The sequence below is a fragment of the Paenibacillus nuruki genome (assembly GCF_001721045.1).
GTDB classification, from domain to species: Bacteria; Bacillota; Bacilli; order Paenibacillales; family Paenibacillaceae; genus Saccharibacillus; species Saccharibacillus nuruki.
Genome location: NZ_MDER01000051.1, coordinates 1 through 22018, shown reverse-complemented (window position 1 = coordinate 22018; position 22018 = coordinate 1). Strand labels below are relative to the sequence as shown.

Genomic DNA, 22018 nt, shown 5'->3' with positions numbered 1-22018 from the left:
GTATGTTACTATGGATTCACAGAAAACCAAAAACACGGATTGTTACTGATTACTCAGGCAAAACCGAAATTGACGCTCCAAGTCATTTTTGGTTTTGCCTTTTTGACTATTTTGATAGTAAAAGGTGATGGGAATGAAAATAGCACAAGTGCTGAATAATAATGTTGTCACAGTCATCAATGCTTCTGAACAGGAGCTGGTGGTCATGGGTCGAGGTATCGGTTTCAAAAAGCACCCTGGCGATCTGGTGGATGAGACAAAAGTAGAAAAAGTATTCAAGCTCGAAAACAGGGAAGTCTCACAAAAGTTGATGACATTATTATCAGACATTCCCATCGAATACGTAGATTGTTCAGACGAAATTATCCGATATGCGCAGACGATACTCGGAAGCAAATTGCATGACAGCATTTATATCTCACTGACCGATCATATTCATTTTGCGATAGAGCGTTATCGACAAGGAATAGAGATTCGGAATGCGATTCTTTGGGAGATCAAAAAGTTATACCGTAAAGAATACGTAATCGGTATGAAAGCGCTCCAAATGATTGAAGACAAATTAGGTGTTGAACTGACTGAAGATGAAGGTGGATTTATAGCGCTCCATTTCGTGAACTCACAATTAAATGGTGAGATGAGCGAGACGATCAGTATGACCAATATCGTCAAAGATGTTCTACGAATCGTTACCCGACATTATGTTTTTGAAATGGATGAAGAATCATTAAGTTATTTCCGCTTTTTGACGCATTTAAAGTTTTTCGCACAGCGCGTATTGCATGATACAGTAAGCGATAGCGGAGACAATTCGCTACATGATATGGTCAAAGTCCAGTATCCTAAGGCTTATGCATGTGCACAGAAAATTGAGTCCTACACCAGCAAAATTCACCAGCGTAGCCTTTCCAAAGATGAATTGCTGTATCTCACGATTCATATCGAACGGATTACCAAGGCTGAACAGACAGAACGATCAGAAGGGTAGTATCATGAACCAACTCACACAAGTAAATACATCAATGAATGGGATTGTGACTTTAATTAGGCAAAACCTGAATGTGGATAGATGATCATGCAATATGCTATAGAAGCATTGTATGTACTGTCAGTGTAGACTGACTCATTTATAGGCATTTAGGTTTTTTTGTATCCTAATCGTAATAGCCCTATATAAAAAGGAGAAGCTTACTATGGATAGAGAGAAATTATCACAAGACATACTGGATTTAGTCGGCGGTACAAGTAATATTGATCAGGTCACTCATTGTATGACCAGACTTCGTTTTAATTTAAATGATGATAATCTAGCCAACAAAGCTCAATTGGAACAAACACCCGGCGTAATGGGTGTCATGAAAAATGGCGGTCAATTTCAAGTTATTATTGGAAATGAAGTCGCCAACGTATACAAAGAATTAATCAAAAAGATACCTGGAGCAGGGCAGACTGAAAATACATCTTCATCCAAACCCAAAAAGAAACAGAATCCAATCAGTACGCTGTTTGATTTTATTTCAGGTATGTTTACACCGATCTTACCTGCAATTACCGGCGCAGGAATGATCAAAGGGATCGTAGCGATCCTTGTAGCCTTAGGCTGGATGTCTAATACAAGCTCTACTTACATTATTTTGTCAGCCATCGGAGATGGAGCATTTTACTTCTTACCGATTATTCTAGCGATTAGTGCTTCTCGTAAGCTGGGCAGTAATATGTATATCGGGGCAGCCTTAGGAGCCGCTATTATGCACCCGACGATCACCGCATTATTGGGTTCAGGGCAAGCGGTAACATTTGCTAGTATTCCAGTAGTAGCAGCAACGTATTCTTCGACAGTTATTCCGATCGTGATTGCGATCTGGATCGCTTCTTATGTAGAAAAGGTAGTAGATCGCTTTACTCATGTATCGCTCAAATTATTAGTCGTACCTACGATTACATTGTTAGTCATGGTACCTTTAACATTGATTGCTATTGGACCATTAGGTTCTATTATCGGAAATGGATTATCCGGTGGAATCGCTTGGTTATTTGAAAATATGTCGATTGTCGCAAGTATTCTAATCGGTGGTACGATGTCATTGTTAATTATTACAGGTATGCATTATGCTTTGACACCGATTGTTATCGGTTCGATTACAACACTAGGATATGACTTTATTATTCCGTTGATGTTTGCCGCTAACTGGGCGCAAGCAGGTGGAGCACTAGGCGTAGGTCTTCGTTCCAAAAATGCTCAAACCAAATCGCTTGGCTTCTCTACAGGTTTAACTGCTATTATGGGGATCACGGAACCTGCTATGTATGGTATCAATATGAAATTCAAAAAACCATTTATTGCTGCTCTAATCGGTGGAGCGATAGGTGGAGCATTTATGGGTATCTTCCATGTTAAATCGTACGTGATTACCGGATTGGTGGGTCTACCGAGTGTAGCAGCATTTATCAGCCCATCGATCAGTACACTAATCTATGCACTATTGGGTGGTGTCGTTGCTCTAGTATCTGCAACAGCGATTACTTATTTTGCAGGAATTAAAGAAAAGACAGAAGAGTCTGAATCTACTCCAGTTGCCAATACTGAAGGCAATAGTCAGTCTGCAACAAGTCATCAGGTAGCAGCATCGAATGTCATTGATATTCACCAACCGACTATTCATCAAGTGGTTGCCACCGATATTTTCAGCCCTGTAGCTGGTGAAGTGAAGCCACTTAGCGCTGTCAATGATCCTGCATTTTCTCAAGAAATTATGGGTAAAGGGGTAGCGATCGAACCGACAGAAGGACGAATTGTATCACCTGTAAATGGAACAGTATTCTCTGTTTCCAAAAGTGGACATGCAATTGGACTTGTGAGCGACACCGGAACCGAAATGTTAATTCATATCGGAATTGATACCGTGAAGCTCAAAGGTCAACATTTCACACCTCATGCCAAAGCAGGAGAAACAGTGAAGATCGGGGATCTATTAATGGAGTTCGATCTCAAAGCAGTACGTGATGCAGGATATGAGACGATTACACCTGTGATTGTAACCAATATTAATGATTATAATGATCTACAATCTGCAACACAGCCTAATACACGTTCAGGTGAACTATTGTATAAATTAAGCTAATATCATAGCTAGTAACCAAGATAAGAAGTGAATAAGATTAGACTCATTATGAGCATATATTGAATCTCAAGCAATACTAACAAGCTAACCGAATATATAATATATGCTAAAAATATACACAAAAAGAGCTTGAACAATGTCATGGGTAATTATTTCCCGACATCGTTTAAGCTCTTTTTATTACAGTAACATTATGTTGGCATTAAGCCGTTATAGTTGAGTTCAAATTACAGATCGCCACTGAATGCTTTGATAACCAAAATACCACCAAACACAATAGCAATACCCAGCACAGCATAACAGCGTTCTTTCACTAGATTATTCACGAGTAGACTCCTTTAAACCGTTCATTAGATTGAATTGGTATGGTTCTTATAACCAAACCATATTGTACCAAAATGAATTGTAAATTCAACCCTTTTTCACGAAATAATAGATAAAGATTAAAGAAGCAAAAAAGCCTTTCAGCGTAAAAGACTGAAAGGTTTTTTTGTATTATGATGTCTACCTTCAACAACTTATATCGTTCTGATGACGCTTACTAATAACGCTTACATATACTGCTTATCAAGCTACATTATACTTTAGGCATAGCTACCATTCGTTCTTTATTTTGCTTCGGTGTAACGCTTCCTACAGGCTCACGTTTGTTTTTATCATTGGATAGTCCAAAGATCGAAATCACCGTAATCAGTAATACGATAGCGCTCAAGAAGTAATACGTATTTTGGAAACCAATACTGGTGTACATATTACCGGCAATACTTGAGAAGACTACAATAGCGGCTTGCTTGGCAAAGTTAAACGCTAACAAATAGATCGTAGCGGAAAGTCTGATATCGAACACGCTTGTAATGTATTTGAAAATGGATACTAACAACAATGGCATTTCAACAGCAGCAATCAAACGAAGTAATGATAAGCTGACAGTGTCTGTTGCGATAGCGGTTCCAAAAATACGCACAAACGTTAATAATCCGAAAAGTAACAGTCCGTTTTTGGCTCCAATTTTGTTAATAATAAATGGCATAAAGATCATCAAGATCGCTTCAATCGCTGTCTGTAAAGACACCAGTTCACTAAAGCGCTGTGTACCTAGATCAGGAGAAGCAAAGAATTGATTATAATAGTTCGGGAATTGCTGATCAAATACATCGTACACACTGGCTGTACCGACAATCAGTAGAGACAAGAACCAGAAATTTTTAAGTTTGAAAATCGAAAATACACGTTCTTTGGTAATCTCACTAGAAGCTTCGTTCGAATCCGCAGGTACACCGGCTGCACTTGCCGAAGGATCAACTTTGGCTGTATGCAATAGAATCCCCAATATAGCCGCAGAACAAGACGCGAACCAGAAAATACTGATAGGATTATACAGATACATCATTCCGCCGATTAAAGTCGCTGTAGCACCGGCAATTGAACCGAAAAGACGTACACGACCATATTCGATTGAACTGGCACGACTAGCACGTTCAATATACGCTTCAACGACCCCAACACCACCCTGGAAAACAGCACTCAGGTAAATACCACCAATAATTGCGCCTACCCAGATATTATATTGAAGAAGTGGAATAAATAAAAAGGTAAAGAAGGGTCCCATAAATAAAGCAACAATAACAACAAACCAGAATAAGTTTTTACGGAATCCTAATTTGTCTGAAATCACACCGAAAAACGGTTGATAACATAAAGCGATTAACGAAATTGCTGAAAATACAAGTCCAGTATGGCTAGCATCAAGCCCTGCTTCTTCTTTTAACCAGATCGGTAAGAAAGCAAGTACAACTGCCCAGATTAAAAAGTAGAAAAAGAACAATCCGCCAAAATTCCAAAAATTCCATTTTGGTAATTTGATATTGTTTAACTTCATGATTCACTCATCTCCGTATCCATATCGTTGTCTCTATTTATGAACAAACAAATCTTGATTTAAGAACGAACAAATCCTGCATCAGGCACAGGCTTGCCAAAGTTTGGTGTACCATCTTCATTCCATGTAATCACTTGTGCGCGTGTATGACGGTTAGGATCGTATAATGGATCGCCTGTAATTTCAGTGTAATTACGTCCATGATAGACAAGTACATCATGTTGATCGTCTTCAGTACGGGTAAAGCTGTTATGCCCGGGGCCGTATTGACCATTTTCAGCAGCACTTGTAAATACAGGTTGTGGCGATTTGTGCCATGAGTTCACATCTAACAGATCACTATTCTCATCAGCAGTCAGTAATCCCATGCAATAATTCTCATCGGTAGCGCTTGCAGAATACGTAATAAAGATTTTGCCATTACGTTTGAGCACAGCTGGACCTTCATTTACAAGGAAACCAATTACTTCCCAATCCAGTTCAGGTTTAGTCAACATCGTTTGTTTACCTTTAAGAGTCCACGGATTTTCCATTTCTGAAATGTAAAGATTGGAATTGCCCGGGATATCATAATCACGTTGTGCCCATACATAATAAAGGGTGCCATTATGTTGGAAAGTGGTGGCATCCAGTGCGAAAGATTCCCACTCTGTAATGATTTGTCCTTTTTCTACCCATTGACCTTCTAATGGATTTGACGCATCTGTCTCGAGCACATACATACGATGATTAAATGTACCATTCACCGGTTCAGGAACATCAGCAGCAGCGAAGTAGATATACCATTTCTCATTAATGTAATGTAGCTCTGGAGCCCAGATCAGGTTGCTAAGCGGTCCGTGGTCTGGTTTGCGCCATACGGTTACCGCAGGAGCATCAGCTAATCCTTGGATCGTCTGAGCACGTCTTACGTCTAGTCGATCATATTCAGGTACAGAAGCTGTGAAATAATAGTATCCATCTGTATGTTTGTAGATCCACGGATCAGCTCGTTGTTCCACAATCGGATTTTTGAATTCAGGTAAGTTGGTCATGATATCGTCTCCTTGAAGTGTGGTATAGCATTATCCTGCTTTATTTTCAGGTAACGCTTACAAGTTTGATTTAAAAAATATGTACGTACATTTATAGTTTATATAAACATTAATAATAAACTGATACATACACTAATTTTCTAAATAGTAGCACTTATTTAAACATATTTCAAGAATATAGATCAAAATAGATAATAGACCTGTCTATAATGTGTATTTTCTGTGGTGAAATGTACGTACATGTACAGGAATAGAGAAAGTAGTAAAGAATATGAGCCATTTGGTCGATAAAGGATATATACGCAAATGTCAGATTATATTGTTCGAGGAGCTAATCATTATGAAAATCGAATTGATTGTATTTTATGTAGCAGGTCAAGCTTATGCTATTAACTTTAATGAAATTGATGAAATTCAAACTGCTAAAAAAGGAACACCGTTACCCTTTTCAGAAGATTGGCATGAAGGATTGATCACGATTCGTGGAGCATTGTACCCGTTGGTTAATCTGCGTAAAGTATTGGCTGTGTCTTATGAAGAACCGAAAGAAACAGACAAAATGATTTTGCTTCGTCGTACTCGTGTTGCTCTACTAGTGGATGAGCTAGACAATACAGCGACTGTAGAAGAATCAGAGTTGAAAGAAAACCCGGAAGTAAATAGCCGTGATATTTTGCCGAATGCATTTGAAGTGAATGGTAAAATTATACCGATTGTGAATGTAGAATCGTTGTTGTCGTACACACGTAACGCATACGTCTAAACATCTGCTTGAGTCATATCGCATCATGTCTTGCATATAAAAGTAAATAAAAAAAGCGCCGTCTGCTTATCGCAGGGCGCTTTTTTTATATTAAGATAGCAAAGATTCTGCTCCATCTACATACATTTCAGTACCACTAATTTGAATAAAATAAGTAGTCTAATTTATAAGGGCTTTTATGATTGAACTGAGAGCGTATTTATAGTTCAAATTACTAAACTTGTAAGCGTATACTTTAATTTCTATACACATTTAGAGTATGATAGAAGTGAAAATGAACACGTTAACATAATAGACTGAAGGAGGATATTATCAATGACATTACAGTCTGATCCACAAATCTATACGAACCCTATTATTCATGAAGATTACTCTGATCCTGATGCTATTGCGGTAGGGGATGATTTCTACATGGTGGCTTCTAGTTTTGCGCATGTTCCGGGATTACCCTTACTTCATTCTACAGATCTTGTACATTGGAAGTTGATTCATTATATTTTGCCCAAGTTAGAATTTCTAGAAGGTTCGTCTGATTATGATCAGCCTAGACATGGAGAAGGGGTATGGGCACCTAGTCTTCGCTATCAGAATGGACGTTTTTGGGTGTTTTTCAGTACGCCGGACGAAGGTGTCTTTATGTGCTCGGCAGAACAACCAACAGGCCCATGGACTGCTCCGCATATGTTGAAAAAAGTCAAAGGATGGATCGATCCGTGTCCATTTTGGGATGAAGATGGGCAAGCTTATCTTGTGCATGCTTTTGCTCATAGTCGTTCAGGGATTCGAAGTAAATTGCAAATGTTTCGTATGAGTGCAGATGGTCGTGAACTTCTGGGCGAAGGACAAATTGTGTATGATGGTGGATCGGTTCATCCTGTTATGGAAGGCCCCAAGTGTTACAAACGTGAAGGAAAGTATTACCTATTTGCTCCTGCGGGAGGAGTCAGTCATGGTTGGCAAGTTGTTTTGCGTGCTGACCATATTTTCGGACCCTATGAAGATCGGATTGTGTTGCAACAAGGAAATAGTGAAGTGAATGGACCACATCAAGGAAGTTGGGTAGAGACATCGACAGGAGAGTCGTGGTTTTTACATTTTCAAGATAAATATGCATATGGACGAATTACTCATCTTCAACCGATGCAATGGGATAACGGTTGGCCTATTATCGGGCAATATCAACAAGGGCAGACAGCAGGAGAACCTGTATCACAATGGCGTATGCCTGTGACTCATAATAACAACAATCCAGCTAACGAACATTCTTCAGAAGATCAAGCTTCGAATATCACATCTATGCAACCGTATTCACTTTATGAGGAACAGATCCAATTATTAGATGGAGCGACTCAGACTTTTGGATCACAGTGGCAATGGCAAGCAAATCCACAACCAGACTGGTATGCTACCGATGATGAACATCAGGAGTTACGATTATATGCGTGTCCATTTGTATCTCGTGAAGTAGGCTTATCGGACAAGGCGGTATTGTACGATGCTCCACAATTATTGTTACAGAAGTTACCTTCATCCCATTTTACAGCGACGACCCGATTGCAGATAGCTCCCAAATCGGTGACTGAGAAATTCGGACTCACTGTTTTTGGACGAACATATACGTATTTAGCGATAGAGCAGAATAAAGATCAGCACTACCGTTTATCGTTAACACAAGGCTATAATGATCAAGATGCTAAGGGGCAAGCGCTTGATCATCCGATTGAAGAAGACATTTGGCAGACAGATCTGCATGATCTACAGGTTAATCCTTCACAACCACATATATCTAATCCTATCTATCTGCGTGTATCAGTATGGTTAGATACCAAGCAAGTCGATCATCCTGCACCTGCAAGCACCGCAAGAGAAGATCAGATTCCGGTATCTATTTTGCATGCAGGGTTATCTCAATTTAGTTATAGTCTGGATGGTAGCCATTTTATTGATATTCCACATATCGAACCTATTCACCCCGGGCATTGGGTAGGTGCCAAAGTAGGCATATTTGCTGTGGATTTGAAAAAAAGAATAGAGCCATTTGAATTAACAAGTGATGATCAGGATACCATAGGATATGCAGAGTACAGCACATTTTTCATCGAACAACAGCATTAATAGATAGCCATAGATAAAATAAGCACATTTCAATTGTAAAGCCCCACCATTGATCTCTGATGAGTACAAGAGACGGATGGTGAGGCTTATTTTGTATATCTTTATTAAATTCTTAATATATAGAATCAATCAACAGACGATCAGATCGTAGAAAGAGCTTGAAATACATGATTAAATCCACGCTCTGAACGTTCCCATAATGACGTGATTGAATCGGTAGGCGGTTCTGGTGTGAGAATTTCTTGTGCCACCACACCCGTATAACCGATATCTTGCAAAGCTTGAACAAAAGAACGCAAATCAATGACCCCTTCAGCAGGATATAAGCGATCATTATCCAGCACTTGATCCATAGGAATATCTTTGGCATCGTTAATATGCACATGGACAATCTGATCTGCACGTAATTGACGAATATCATCCGCTGTAAATCCTGTTGTATAACAATGATAAGCATCGACCAGTAAGCCTACATTAGTCTGATTTATGGCATCAATCATTGTTAAGGTATCTTCTACACTATGAATAAATGGGTATTTCCAAGCAGTACGCAAGTGATGTGGCCCTACAAATTCTAACCCCAATCGAATACCATATGCATCCAAAATAGAAGCGATCTGACGTAAACGCACAATACTCTGCGCCATATAAGCAGCAGGTAATTCATCGGTAGCAGGTAAAATATATGTACAACAGCTCTCACAACCAAGTAAAGAAGCTTGATATGCTGTTGTAGCTACACGGGTTAATTGTTCACGAAAAAGGGATTCGGTCTGACTCCATTCTACCGGCAAGCCTATCGAACCCAATACAACATGATGATCTTTCAAAAGTTGTTGAGTTCCTTCTAATCCATACTTAGCAACTAATGTATCCGTACTCATATCTACAGCACCAAATCCATACGCAGCCGCAGAACGGACTAATTCTTCAGGTGAAATGTGACCAAGTCCAGCCTGACTGATTCCTTTAATCATTAATAATCATCTCCCAATCGTGAATGATGGTTATAGTATTCGTGCCAAAGAGGTGGAAGTCCTTTATATCTATGGAAGATAAAAGGTATTTATTAGAGTGTTATTTTGATTCGAAAGAGCATTGGTTTATAATAGGGTGTATTCATTAAAGAAGAATGATCTCTTTCATCGAAGTTGATGCATAAAGAAAGGATTTTGCCCATAATGACCTTATTACGTCATAAAATAAGTTTGCTTCATTTTACTTTTTTGAGTGCAGTGATGGTATTGAGTGCGTGTTCGAGCACTTCAAAAACGATTGCACCTGAAGTATATTCAGTCCCACTTCAAAAAAATTCAGATCATATATCATCTACCACCAAGCCTACTGTAGAACCGACTACACAAAGTACACCCACAGATCCGGGAACAACGATTGATTATGTCTTTTCAGCAGAAGGACAAAAGCCGGATCAGCTCATTATTAATTTAATCAATAAAGCACAGTCTACACTGGATATAGCTATCTACAATCTGTCACGAGAATCGATTGTTCAAGCATTGGAATATGCGCAAAAGCGTGGCGTACAAGTTCATATTCTTACAGATAAAACTAAAGTAGAAAAGAAATCACAAATCAAAGCGCTTCAAACATTAATAGAAGCAGGAGCAACGATTAAGATCAATACATTTGATGGCAAAATGCATGAGAAAATGTTAATTGTAGATCGTCAAATTGCTACTGTCGGTTCATTTAATTATACCGATGAATCAAGCGAAGAAAATGATGAAGTGTTAGTCGCTATTCATGATGCTAATCTGGCGGAAAAATGGTCAGTTATTTTTGAACATATGTGGAATGATCACAGTCGTTATGAGACTTGGATTGCGAATAATTAAACAATATGTCATTCGTTTTCCTTTTATTAGATATTTGACTTAAAAAATGGTTTTTATTACAATGAGAAATATACTTCCTGATGAGGGGAGTATATTTTTTATATGTTTTTGTAAGCGTATACAAAATAAAAGGAGGCAATGTAATGAATCTATGGTCAACAAGTAAAAAATGGCTACCTCTTGTCTGTGGGTCTGTATTGTTCACTTCTTTATGGATGCCTGCATCGATCTCAGCAGCTACAACAAATGATACTTCTTCAGCAATCCAGGTAGCGAATACCTCATCTTTTACACCCGGTGCGGTCTGGAATGATACGAATGGTGTACCTATTCAAGCACATGGTGGCGGGATATTATACAATCAGCAAGATGAGACCTATTACTGGTATGGGGAAGATAAGACCAATGGATACTTACCTGCACGTGGCGTTCATGTATATGCTTCCAAAGACCTTTATAATTGGGAAGATAAAGGATTAGCATTAACAGCCATTGAATCGGAAGATGATTTTACTAATGATCCAGTTATTTCTAAATTATATGCAGGACGTACAGATACTGCTAATATACTTAATGATATTGGAACGAATCGTATTATCGAACGTCCTAAAGTGATTTATAATGAAAAAACAGGCAAGTACGTTATGTGGATGCACACCGATGGGCCAAGTGCGACATCAACTGCTAATTATGCCAAAGCTCAAGCGGGCTATGCGCTGTCTGATTCACCAACAGGACCTTTTGTATATGGAGAAGGATTCCGTATGGATCGAGCACCTAAAGATGCAGAGTACAATGGACAACCGGATCAGCCGGGGATGGCAAGAGATATGACTTTATTCAAAGATGATGATGGAACCGCTTATCTGGTCTATTCCAGTGAAGAGAATCTAACGATCTATATTTCCAAGCTAAACGATGACTATACCGATATTACAGGTTGGCACAAAGAAGGCAAAGCAGAACGGGATCAGGAATATCAATCGGTCTATGGTGAAGATTATGTGCGTGTATTCCCGGGAGCACAGCGTGAAGCACCAGCGATGTTCAAGCACAACGGTAAGTACTATATGGTGACTTCTGGAGCGACTGGCTGGGACCCGAATGTTGCTAAATATACAGTAGCTGATCATATCTTTGGTCCGTGGGCGCCGTTGAAAAATTTTGCACCAGATAGTCAGACTACATTTGGTTCGCAAAGCACACATATTATTCCGGTAGAAGGAGCACCCGGTAAATTTATCTATATGGGAGATCGCTGGAAAAAAGATGACCTCAAAGATTCACGTTATATCTGGTTACCTATTAAAATAGCAGAAGATGGTGCAATTACATTATCTTGGCGTGATGAATGGACGCTAAACGATCTGTAATAATGTTACCAAATAGCATTTACATGTATTTCACATGATTCGTTATCGCCTTTAATCTTGAAAGAGTACGATTCATATATACTCTGAATCATAGAAAGAAGGCGATCGATCATGATTAGTCAGATGCTGAAGCCTTTGCTGAGACAAGCGAGAACAAATGAAGCTACGTCTTTGCAAGCAGTAGCGATACCTTCATTTCCAGATAGTCGTCCACCTGAAGACACGTTAACCCTTACTGATCTTCTTCGTAGTGCTCCTCAAGTCACAACCAAGCAGACGTGTGAACAAACGCTTAAAGTCATGTCCAGTTATCCTGAAGCTGAAAGTATTGTAGTCTGTGATAAGCACAATCGTCCAGTAGGTATCGTGATGTGTGCTCGCTTTTTCTTTCGTGTGAATAGACGTTCAGGTATGGATGGATTTCAGATGCAACGAATTGTGAAGTTGATGACACAAAAGCCTCTTATTGTTGATGTTTATCATAATGTAACTGATGTACAACAGCTTGCAGAGCAGCGTGCTGAATATTTCCGCAATGATAGTGTGATTGTTACCGATCAAGATCATCTGGTAGGTATTGTGACAGCCAATGATCTACGTTATGGTTATCGCAGTTAATAGAAAATGTAGATGATGATAACAGTAATTGGAGCTGTCCTTAAGGACGGTTTTTTTGTATGAACATTGATCATATTTGTTAGCAACGCTTTACTCACATATATGGTAAAATACATATAACCTATCCCAATTTGAAGGAGCAGATACATATGAAAATCGAAGATATTTTTGGGAATTTGCCTGTACTGGAAACAGAAAGAATGATTTTACGTCCGATTACGATGGACGATGCAGAAGATATGTACGCTTATGGTTCTGATCCAGAAGTGACTCGTTATGTCACATGGCATGCACACCAGTCGATCGAAGAGACCCAACAGTTTATTTCCTTTTTACTTGGAAAATATGAAGAAGGCGCTGTCTCTCAATGGGGGATTGAACATAAAGAATCCGGACGCTTGATCGGTACAATGGGCTTTATTAATTGGAATACCAAACATTTTAAAGCTGAAGTCGGTTACGCTCTTTCTAGAGAATTTTGGAATCGTGGATATACTTCAGAAGCGATGAAAGCAATTATCGACTTTGGCTGGAATCAAATGAAATTGGTACGGATCGAAGCTCGTTGTATGCCTGATAATATTAATTCTGCACGAGTCATGGAGAAAGTCGGCATGCAATATGAAGGCTTAATGCGTAAAAACTTGTATGTTAAAGGACGTTTTCATGATGCCAAAATCTATGCCATCGTAGCAGATTAATCTGGGAATGGAATTTAAGGAGAATCAGATATGAGTATTTCTGCTGTACAGTTAGCCTATTATCGTTCTGAATATCGAGAAGAGTTAGCTTCATTTGACCTACCTGAAGAGCAATTACAATTTACTGCATTGCCTCTTCAATCACTGGAGATAGCGTTGACTGATCCTCAGCGTTATCCGATTGTGATTCAAGCTCAGCAGCAAGTGGTTGGATTTTTTGTTTTGCATACAGGTGATGGTATTCTTTCTTATTGCGATTATACCGATGCTACACCGAGTAAAGTCATGTTGATTCGAGCATTGTTAATTGATTCCAAGCATCAAGGTAAAGGCTATGCTAGAACAGCGATGGAATTATTACCAGCATGGGTGAGACAGCAGTTTCCGCAGATCCATGAGTTAATATTGGTAGTTAATGAACGTAATCAGGCAGCGCAACGTACATACACGGTAGCAGGGTTTGAAGATTTGGGTCATCGTCCTATAGGGCCAGCAGGTCTGCAAAGAATGATGCACTATTTTTTGTAAATAGAGGGGTTGGTTAGAGATGAGTACTATTCGATTTGAGCCGATAGAAGAACAGTATTTGCCTGAAGTGCTTTCGATTTATAATCATTATGTAGAGCATACAACCGTATCTTTTCATACGGAATTGTTATCGTTGGCACAGATGCGCGCGCAGATTATAAATGTACCTGCTCATTACAAGTCTTATGTGATTATCGAAGAACAGGATGCACAGGATAATTCTGTAGTCTCTAATGCTGAATCTACACCTGTAATTGCTGGCTACATCTTAATCACTCCACACAAAAATAAACAAGCATATGATGTTACAGCAGAAGTCACGATCTATCTAAAGCCCGGTCAGACAGGCAAAGGATTAGGCGGAAAATCGCTCACTTTTCTAGAACAAGCAGGCGTTGCAAGTGGATTTCATGTGTTAATTGCAACGGTATGTACAGAAAATGCAAATAGTATCGCTTTATTTGAACGATATGGCTATGAGAAATGTGCTCATTTTCGTGAAGTCGGTTATAAATTTGGTCGCCGGCTCGATATTGCTAGTTATCAGAAAATTATTGGCTAGTTAATCGTTTTTTTATTCATGATTTTGTGAGATCAATTATCATTTTGACGTACTGTTTTATTCTTTGATATCACTAAATGATAATCATTATATTTGGGAAACGAATAATAGACTGGATTTAGACCCGAGTACCTGAGTTTTTCAGGTACTTTTATTATAGGTTATAGTCCTCAACTGTAGACCTTAACTTGAAAGGGATTGGATCATGTTTTTGAAAAAGCAAAAGGTACATAAGCAAGGACATGTATATACGTATTATCGTATTGTAGAATCGTATCGAGATGAACAAGGCAAGAACAAGCATCGTACTGTGAAATATTTGGGTAAATTGTCTGACGAAGAAGTCAGTACTATTACCGAGCAGTTAAAAGAAAATCGTTATCCATTTTCCAATCCAAACGATGTATCTATTCCTGAACACAAACAACATACGCATATCTTATCTCGTAAAGTATGGATTCCTTTGTCATTGACGATCATCACTTATCTGCATCATCATCCTAAAGAATGGACAGTTGCAGAATACGATACACTGATGATGATCAAAGAAGGACAAGCAGATGTCCAGCTTCAAGGCAGTCACTTTACGATCAAAGCGGATCAGGTTTTATTTTGTCCGGCTGGAAGTGGTGTATTTCTATATAATAATTCTTCACAACCTGTCCAGCTATTGAAGCTTATGTTCCAAAATGTAGATAAGCATGCATCTTCTTCTTGGTCTAGCGATGGTCTAGCTACGATCATACCTGTACATTCCCCTTTAGAAATGCAGCGCTTAGGCAAAGAATTACTAGCAACCGTAGATCAACCAAAAGAACTGTCTGTAGAAAAAGAGCTGTATAGCCAACTGCTTTTTTATCAACTATTACATTTGATATGGAACCAGCATTCATCAGGGACAGAAGCAACTAATCTGAATATGATACAGCAGGCTACAGATGAGGTAAGGATGTATTATCGGGAAGAGATACGGCGTACGGTTATCGCTGCTCGCTTAGGGATTACACCTGAACATTTTTCTCGTATTTTCCGTAAGCATAAAGGTATTTCGTTTACCGATTATGTCTACCGCTGGCGAATGAATGCCGCCAAAAAAGACCTGCAATATTCTAGTGCAAGTATTAGCGAAATTGCTAGACGTAACGGATATCCGAACGAGCATTATTTTAGCCGTCGGTTTAAGTCTTTATTTGGTCTATCGCCCAAGCAGTATCAATCGTCTGAGAAGCAGTATGCTACGTGGAATTATCCTTTTACATCAATGCTTCTTCAACTTGGTATGGTTCCCCAAGCAGGGTATTTGGAACCATGGAAATGGGAGAAGTATCATCAACATCTGGATCTAAGCACGATGATTGTATTGCATGATAGTCTAGAGCAATCTATACAGACGATGAATGATGTACAGCCGGATCTTGTATTTGCGTATGAAGATAATCTGGGTAGATTCATATTAGAAGAATATGTACCTGTACAAACTCTCTCTATTGAACATCACAACTGGCAACAACAATGGTTGTGGTTAGCGGAGCAGGTAGGCAGGCTAGAACAGGCACATCAATGGTTAAATGATTGGGATCGGCAAATACAGCAAGCGAGAGAACAATTATCATCTTTTATCGGTATGGATGAAACAGTAGGTATCTACAAAATCGTCTCAGAAAAAATATATGTATACGGTGATCGGCGCAGTATGGGTGGGCCACTTATTTATCAACAGTTACATCATCATCCTCCTGCAATCGTACAAGAAGACATTATAGATCAGAATTTGATCAGTAAAGAAGTGACTTTAGCAGAATTAAGTCGATATGCAGCAGATCATATGATTGTGATTTATTATCCAGTTGAAGGCACATCAGAAGTCGCTTTGGAGCCTGTAATGGAATCTTTAGAGTGGCAACAATTAGCAGCTGTACAGAATCGACAATGTTATACTATGGATCGCAATATTTTTTATGGATTTGATCCTTGTTCACAAGAAGCACAATTAAAATTGTGGTTACAACAGTTCATATCATGATTGTCATGATAAATGATCATATTTGTGCATAGACGTTATACGATAGACTTGTTATGATTCCACCTGAGAATGATTATCAATTAAATCGCAGGGGGACATTATGAATTATTACAGATATACAAAAAAGACTATCATTACAGGTGTACTATTGTTATGTATAGCACTGGTATTGGGAGCTTGTAGTAGTCGTACAAGTACTACTTCAGCAACAGAGAGTCAACAGACGAACACAGAATCATCACAGTCTGCAACACGAACGATCGACACGGCTAAAGGGAAAGTGACTATCCCTACTAACCCCAAACGAATTGTATCTACCTATTACCATGGTACACTGATTGCACTTGGACTGACTCCTGTAGGGGCGAACAAAGAGTGGTGGATGGGCAGTCCATTTTTGAAAGAACAAGAACAATCGATTAGTGATATTGGTACACCCACTTCTTTGGAAAAAGTAGTTGAATTAAATCCTGATCTGATCGTTATTAACGATTTTGATGTCGAGAAATACGAAGAATATTCCAAAATTGCTCCAACGATCTATGTTCCTTATTCTTCCTACCATAATCCCAAAGAAGAAATACAATTATTCGGTACATTATTAAATCGCGAAAAAGAAGCAAAGGCATGGTTAGATCGCTATGATCAGACAGCTGAACAAGCACGTGAGCAAATTAAACATATAGTAAAACCGGGACAAACCGCAGCTCTTATCAATGTACGGAGTAAAAAAATAGCTGTACTCGGTGAAAATTATGGGCGTGGCGGATATGCTATCTATGATGCACTCCAATTAAAACCATTAGATATCGTGCAAAAAGAAGTAATTGATAGCGATGCACAGATCAAAGATATCTCCCTTGAAGTATTGCCAGAATATGCGAATGCTGATTATATTTTTATTTGCTTTAATAATGATGCGGAACAGGTCGATAAGAGTTCTATTCTGGATAACCCTTTATGGAAAAGCTTGCCGGCTGTGAAAAAAGGACAGGTCTATATGTTACCTTATGACACCTATGCTTACTATGATCCTGAATCAATTATTGGTCAGATCGGATTAATCAAAGATATGCTGATTGATAAAAACAAATCTCAATGATATAGACTTCTTTTACAGGATATCCTGACTGCAATGATAGCGTCTCATGCCTATCGTTGTTCAAGCAGGATATCCTTTTTTGTCGATATAATTCATTAGCGCAACAACTGAATTTCGTGAACATCGCACGGTCTGTTATGATAAAGGATAAGTGAATACAGAGTAGCTATAGCAACAAGGAGGAACAGAGATTGAAGGAACATATTTTAATCGTAGAAGATGAACACAAAATTTCTCGACTGTTGCAGATTGAACTGGAAGCAGAAGGGTATGATATTTCACAAGCCTATAATGGAGCACAAGCATGGGATCTGTATCAAGAAAGTACGTATGATCTTATTCTGTTAGATGTCATGTTACCCGAAATGAGTGGTATCGAAATTTTGAGACGGATTCGTGGTGTGGGTGGCAATATACCTGTTATTTTATTAACCGCCAAAAGTTCTGTTGAAGATAAAGTAGCCGGTCTGGACTTGGGAGCGAATGATTATATTACCAAGCCTTTTCAAATCGAAGAATTATTAGCTCGTGTACGTGCAGCTCTACGGCAACGTCCACAGACTGTTCCGGTTATCGAAGACAATGATGGAGTCTGGTTAACCGCAGCAGACTTACGCCTTAACGAAGGAACCCGAGAAGTGATCAGAGGTGAGCAACAGATTGAGCTCACACCACGTGAATTTGATCTGTTAGCTTATTTGCTCAAGAATAAACGGCAAGTACTGAATCGGGATCAGATTGTCACTGCGGTCTGGGGATATGATTATTACGGAGATACCAATGTCGTAGATGTCTATATCCGTTATGTACGCAAAAAAGTAGATCAAGATCCTGAACGCGAACTGATTCATACGGTACGCGGAGTAGGGTATGTTATTAAAGATAATAGTTAACAGAAAGGATACAGGATGAAGCTAAGAAGTAAAATACATTTGTATTCTTCGGTGTTATTTGCCTTGTTATTTATTTTAACCAATGTGCTGGTCTATATTGTGTTTAGCCGCTTGTCGATCAATGAACAATTGGTACGAGTGGAGTCACAGACCAACAAAACAGCGGACAATATTCGGCAAATCGCAGGTTCGATGACCACAGCCGATCTATTACGTGCTTATGTTCCTGTAGATGGAATGATCCGTATTGTCACTGAAAAAGGAAATAATTCATTAGTCGTAACTTCTTCTTCGGAACAAGAATTAAGTAAGCGCACCGTAAGCTATAGTAAAGAATTACAATCTCAAAAAATTACGTATAATGCGAATGGGTATGTATTCGTATCTATTCCTGTGATCTGGACGGACGGTTCTGTTGTGAATGTGCAAGTGACAGAAAGCCTGCATCAGACAGAAAATTATTTGCAGGTACTTCGAATCGTATTGATTACAGTCACAGGGTTAGCCATGATTCCGGTTATTTTATCAGGTCATATTCTTGGACGAATTATTATGCGTCCTATTGGAGCCATGACTTCAACGATGAGTGAGATTAAGCGAAGCGGGCGATTCAAGCGTTTGGAATTAGATCCTAAGTCCAAAGATGAATTATTAGAAATGGGTCAGACATTTAATGCAATGATTGATCTACTTGAGACCAATTATGATAAGCAAAAACAGTTCGTGTCTAATGCTTCTCATGAACTCAAAACACCGCTCACCATTATTGAAAGTTATGCCAGTCTGTTGAAGCGTAGAGGGATGGATCGTCCAGAACTATTTCATGAGTCGGTTGATGCGATTCATTCAGAAGCGGTACGCATGAAAGAAATGACTGAGCAACTGCTGTTATTAGCCAAGCACAAAGAACAGTGGAATTTATCGATAGAACCTTTGCATTTAGCTGAAGAAATCGATCAATTGGTCAAAGGGTTCCATAATGCATATCAGCGTCAGATTGATGTTCGTATTTCCACTGAATTGCTAGCCAAACCGTCGCTATTATTGATTCAAAATGATACTGGTAAATTGCGACAATTGTTGTTCATTTTATTAGATAATGCTCGTAAATATAGTCAGAATCCGATCGTGATTGAGATTGAAAATGATCAACCCATGTCAGAGCATTTAGGTACAGTGAAGATACAGCGTAGATGTATTCGAATTATTGATCAAGGAATTGGTATTCCTCAAGCTGAATTATCCAAAGTATTTGACCGCTTTTACCGGGTTGATGAAGCACGTAGTCGTACAGATGTAGGAGGATCTGGACTAGGGCTGACTTTAGCTTTAGAAATAGCAGATGCGATTGGCGCTACAATACGTCTGGAAAGTGTAGAAAAAGAAGGCACAACAGCGATTGTCTCGTTACCTGCTATTTTTGTACCTACAACTACGATGTTCTCAGCAAATTCTAATGAAGAGCCTTTATAATAACGATGCAATTAGAAATTATATTGAGGAAGTGATCCATAAATGCGACGAAGAGAGATGCAAAGAACAGCATCACCTGCTACTCATACAGTAGCAACTGTTATCAAAGACAGACGATGGTGGATTGCCGGAGCAGTCGTAATTTTATTAATTTTGATGTTTTTAATGACATTATGGTGGAAATCTATAGCACAAGCGAGCCCTGTTTTAACATCAACACAAGCCAAAAATGTAGTACTCAAGCAATATCCGGGTAAAGTAACAGAGACTGCATTAAATAATGGAATCTATACAGTTCAGTTACAATCGGATCAAGGCATGTATCAAGTTCAAGTCAACGGTAACAGTGGAGCGATTCAATCGATTCAACAGATCGGACAATCGACAGTAGCGACCACTACACCTAATAGTACGAATACAACAGATTCGTCTAGCTCAGATTCATCCAGTTCAACAGCAACCGAGCCAACGACTTCTACTACTACACCTGCAACAACAGATAGCAGCAATAGTACAAATACATCATCTGCTGAAGATTCGACAGATACAAGCGATACTACATCGACACTGACTGAATCTTCACCACCGACTTCAACTACTGAAAATAAAGATAGTAGTAATGACAACAGTGGAATAGCTAATAACCAACCACCGTCTAATGATCAGCCAGCTATGGGTACACCTGATCCGAACCAGCCGCCAGTCGGTGCGCCTGCCTCACCTGAAGATCAGCGAGATCACAAAGATGATCGTAAAGACAAAGAAAAACCTAAAGATAAGAACAATTCATCCAAACCCCCTGTATTGATTTTAAAAGAAAAAGATGCAGAGCGAATTGCACTGACTCAAGTACCTGGTAAAGTGGATGATACCGACTATGAAGATGATGAAGATAAAGGACAATCGTATTACTTGGTCGATATTGATACGCCAGATGAAAGAGAAGCTACTGTACAGGTGAATGCGATTTCTGGAGCAGTCATGTCTGTCACATGGGATGATGTTGACGATTCCGACAACGAGAACTAAGAAGAAATTCATAATAATTAACGTTCTCATCAAATTCTAATCTTGTTGTAATCGACATCTCATTTGTAAGCTTTATATTAATAGCAGAGGCAAGAACAAGTGAAAAACATATTACAAAATTATTAGGAGGAACATAACATGATGAACAAAAAATTAGGTATCGGTGTATTATCAGCAGCAATCGCTTTGGGAACAATGGGAACTGTGACAGCAGCGACTACGAATAATTCAAGTAATTCAAATAGTGCAACAGCAACAACAAGCAAATTAATTGGTGAAACCAAAGCGAAGCAAATCGCATTAACGAAAGTACCTGGAGGTACGATTGATGGTGTAGATTTGGAACGTTACAATAATGGCAAATTGTACTATGAAGTTGATGTAGATAAAGCCAATTCTACTAAAGATGTAGATGTTCATATTGATGCAGTTACAGGTACTGTGTTGAAAGTAGTCAACGATGATAATGACGATGATGACAACGACAACCAGACGGCTACAAACAATGCCAACAACAAGGTAAAAACAGTCGCACAAGCTAAAGCTATTGCTTTGAAAGCTGTAAAAGGTACAGTGACTAAAGTAGATCGTGATAGTGATGATGGTCGAGTGACTTATGAAGTTGACTTGAAAATCGCTGGTGGCGAAGCAACTGTAGAGATTGATGCAGCTACAGGTAAAGTATTATCAGTCGATAAAGATTATGACAATGATGATGACAACGACGACTACGATAACGATTAATAGTTAACAAATCTTATAACTAGTAAGCTTATAATTAAATAACGATAAGATCTAAATAAGCTCTTATTCTGAAAGTAATCGATATGATTATTTTACAGGGTAAGAGCTTTTTGCTAGACTAAATACATAATTTACTTAACTATTTAAAAAAGTAAGCTATACTTATTAAGGGTTTTATTCAATAAAATAGATGACCGCCTAAA

General features: G+C 38.8%; 19 protein-coding genes. 16 read left to right on the top strand and 3 right to left on the bottom strand.

Going from position 1 to position 22018, the window contains the following annotated elements:
- Positions 1–133: 133 nt before the first annotated feature.
- Entirely contained in the window at positions 134–988 is an 855-nt protein-coding gene (licT, locus tag PTI45_RS15005) for a BglG family transcription antiterminator LicT (protein WP_069328412.1), read from the top strand.
- A 205-nt stretch (positions 989–1193) separates the two neighbouring features.
- Entirely contained in the window at positions 1194–3122 is a 1929-nt protein-coding gene (locus PTI45_RS15000) for a beta-glucoside-specific PTS transporter subunit IIABC (protein WP_069328411.1), read from the top strand.
- A gap of 577 nt (positions 3123–3699) precedes the next feature.
- On the opposite strand, the gene PTI45_RS14995 is transcribed toward PTI45_RS15000, so the two are convergent.
- Together PTI45_RS14995 and PTI45_RS14990 are read right to left on the bottom strand one after the other, a co-directional pair.
- Positions 3700–5001: an MFS transporter gene (locus PTI45_RS14995; protein ID WP_241669425.1), complete on the bottom strand. Its 1302-nt coding sequence runs from the start codon at positions 4999–5001 to the stop codon at positions 3700–3702.
- 59 nt (positions 5002–5060) lie between these two features.
- Positions 5061–6035: a glycoside hydrolase family 43 protein gene (locus PTI45_RS14990; RefSeq protein WP_069328410.1), complete on the bottom strand. Its 975-nt coding sequence runs from the start codon at positions 6033–6035 to the stop codon at positions 5061–5063.
- A 340-nt stretch (positions 6036–6375) separates the two neighbouring features.
- Between PTI45_RS14990 and PTI45_RS14985 the strand changes: the two genes are divergently transcribed.
- Positions 6376–6798 (top strand): chemotaxis protein CheW, encoded by a 423-nt coding sequence (locus PTI45_RS14985; protein ID WP_069328409.1) that lies wholly within the window; start codon positions 6376–6378, stop codon positions 6796–6798.
- 315 nt (positions 6799–7113) lie between these two features.
- Positions 7114–8913, top strand: a complete 1800-nt coding sequence (locus PTI45_RS14980) for a glycoside hydrolase family 43 protein (protein ID WP_069328408.1) — start codon at positions 7114–7116, stop codon at positions 8911–8913.
- Between the two features lie 140 nt (positions 8914–9053).
- Here the strand turns inward: PTI45_RS14980 and PTI45_RS14975 are convergent, their stop codons facing one another.
- The gene (locus tag PTI45_RS14975; protein WP_069328407.1) at positions 9054–9890 is read right to left on the bottom strand and encodes a sugar phosphate isomerase/epimerase family protein; all 837 of its coding nucleotides are present in this window, start codon (positions 9888–9890) and stop codon (positions 9054–9056) included.
- Positions 9891–10094: 204 nt separating this feature from the next.
- On the opposite strand from PTI45_RS14975, the gene PTI45_RS14970 reads away from it, so the two are divergent.
- The 12 genes from PTI45_RS14970 (at position 10095) to PTI45_RS14915 (ending at position 21815) form a co-directional block, all read left to right on the top strand.
- Positions 10095–10769 (top strand): phospholipase D-like domain-containing protein, encoded by a 675-nt coding sequence (locus PTI45_RS14970; RefSeq protein WP_161594306.1) that lies wholly within the window; start codon positions 10095–10097, stop codon positions 10767–10769.
- Between the two features lie 143 nt (positions 10770–10912).
- Positions 10913–12142: a glycoside hydrolase family 43 protein gene (locus PTI45_RS14965; RefSeq protein ID WP_083243551.1), complete on the top strand. Its 1230-nt coding sequence runs from the start codon at positions 10913–10915 to the stop codon at positions 12140–12142.
- 111 nt (positions 12143–12253) lie between these two features.
- Positions 12254–12760 (top strand): CBS domain-containing protein, encoded by a 507-nt coding sequence (locus PTI45_RS14960; protein WP_069328406.1) that lies wholly within the window; start codon positions 12254–12256, stop codon positions 12758–12760.
- Between the two features lie 149 nt (positions 12761–12909).
- Complete coding sequence (locus PTI45_RS14955; RefSeq protein WP_069328405.1) at positions 12910–13461, top strand: GNAT family N-acetyltransferase; 552 nt, start codon at positions 12910–12912, stop codon at positions 13459–13461.
- 30 nt (positions 13462–13491) lie between these two features.
- Complete coding sequence (locus tag PTI45_RS14950) at positions 13492–13989, top strand: GNAT family N-acetyltransferase (RefSeq protein ID WP_069328404.1); 498 nt, start codon at positions 13492–13494, stop codon at positions 13987–13989.
- Positions 13990–14008: 19 nt separating this feature from the next.
- The gene (locus PTI45_RS14945) at positions 14009–14551 is read left to right on the top strand and encodes a GNAT family N-acetyltransferase (RefSeq protein WP_069328403.1); all 543 of its coding nucleotides are present in this window, start codon (positions 14009–14011) and stop codon (positions 14549–14551) included.
- Between the two features lie 211 nt (positions 14552–14762).
- On the top strand, positions 14763–16574 hold the full coding sequence (locus PTI45_RS14940) for a helix-turn-helix domain-containing protein (RefSeq protein ID WP_175425192.1): 1812 nt from the start codon (positions 14763–14765) through the stop codon (positions 16572–16574).
- A 100-nt stretch (positions 16575–16674) separates the two neighbouring features.
- A complete protein-coding gene (locus PTI45_RS14935; RefSeq protein ID WP_069328401.1) occupies positions 16675–17676 on the top strand; it encodes an ABC transporter substrate-binding protein in 1002 nt (333 codons plus the stop codon).
- Positions 17677–17867: 191 nt separating this feature from the next.
- The gene (locus tag PTI45_RS14930; RefSeq protein ID WP_069328400.1) at positions 17868–18569 is read left to right on the top strand and encodes a response regulator transcription factor; all 702 of its coding nucleotides are present in this window, start codon (positions 17868–17870) and stop codon (positions 18567–18569) included.
- A gap of 15 nt (positions 18570–18584) precedes the next feature.
- The gene (locus tag PTI45_RS14925) at positions 18585–20042 is read left to right on the top strand and encodes a sensor histidine kinase (RefSeq protein ID WP_069328399.1); all 1458 of its coding nucleotides are present in this window, start codon (positions 18585–18587) and stop codon (positions 20040–20042) included.
- Between the two features lie 42 nt (positions 20043–20084).
- On the top strand, positions 20085–21071 hold the full coding sequence (locus tag PTI45_RS14920; protein WP_069328398.1) for a PepSY domain-containing protein: 987 nt from the start codon (positions 20085–20087) through the stop codon (positions 21069–21071).
- Positions 21072–21209: 138 nt separating this feature from the next.
- On the top strand, positions 21210–21815 hold the full coding sequence (locus PTI45_RS14915; RefSeq protein ID WP_069328397.1) for a PepSY domain-containing protein: 606 nt from the start codon (positions 21210–21212) through the stop codon (positions 21813–21815).
- Positions 21816–22018: the final 203 nt, after the last annotated feature.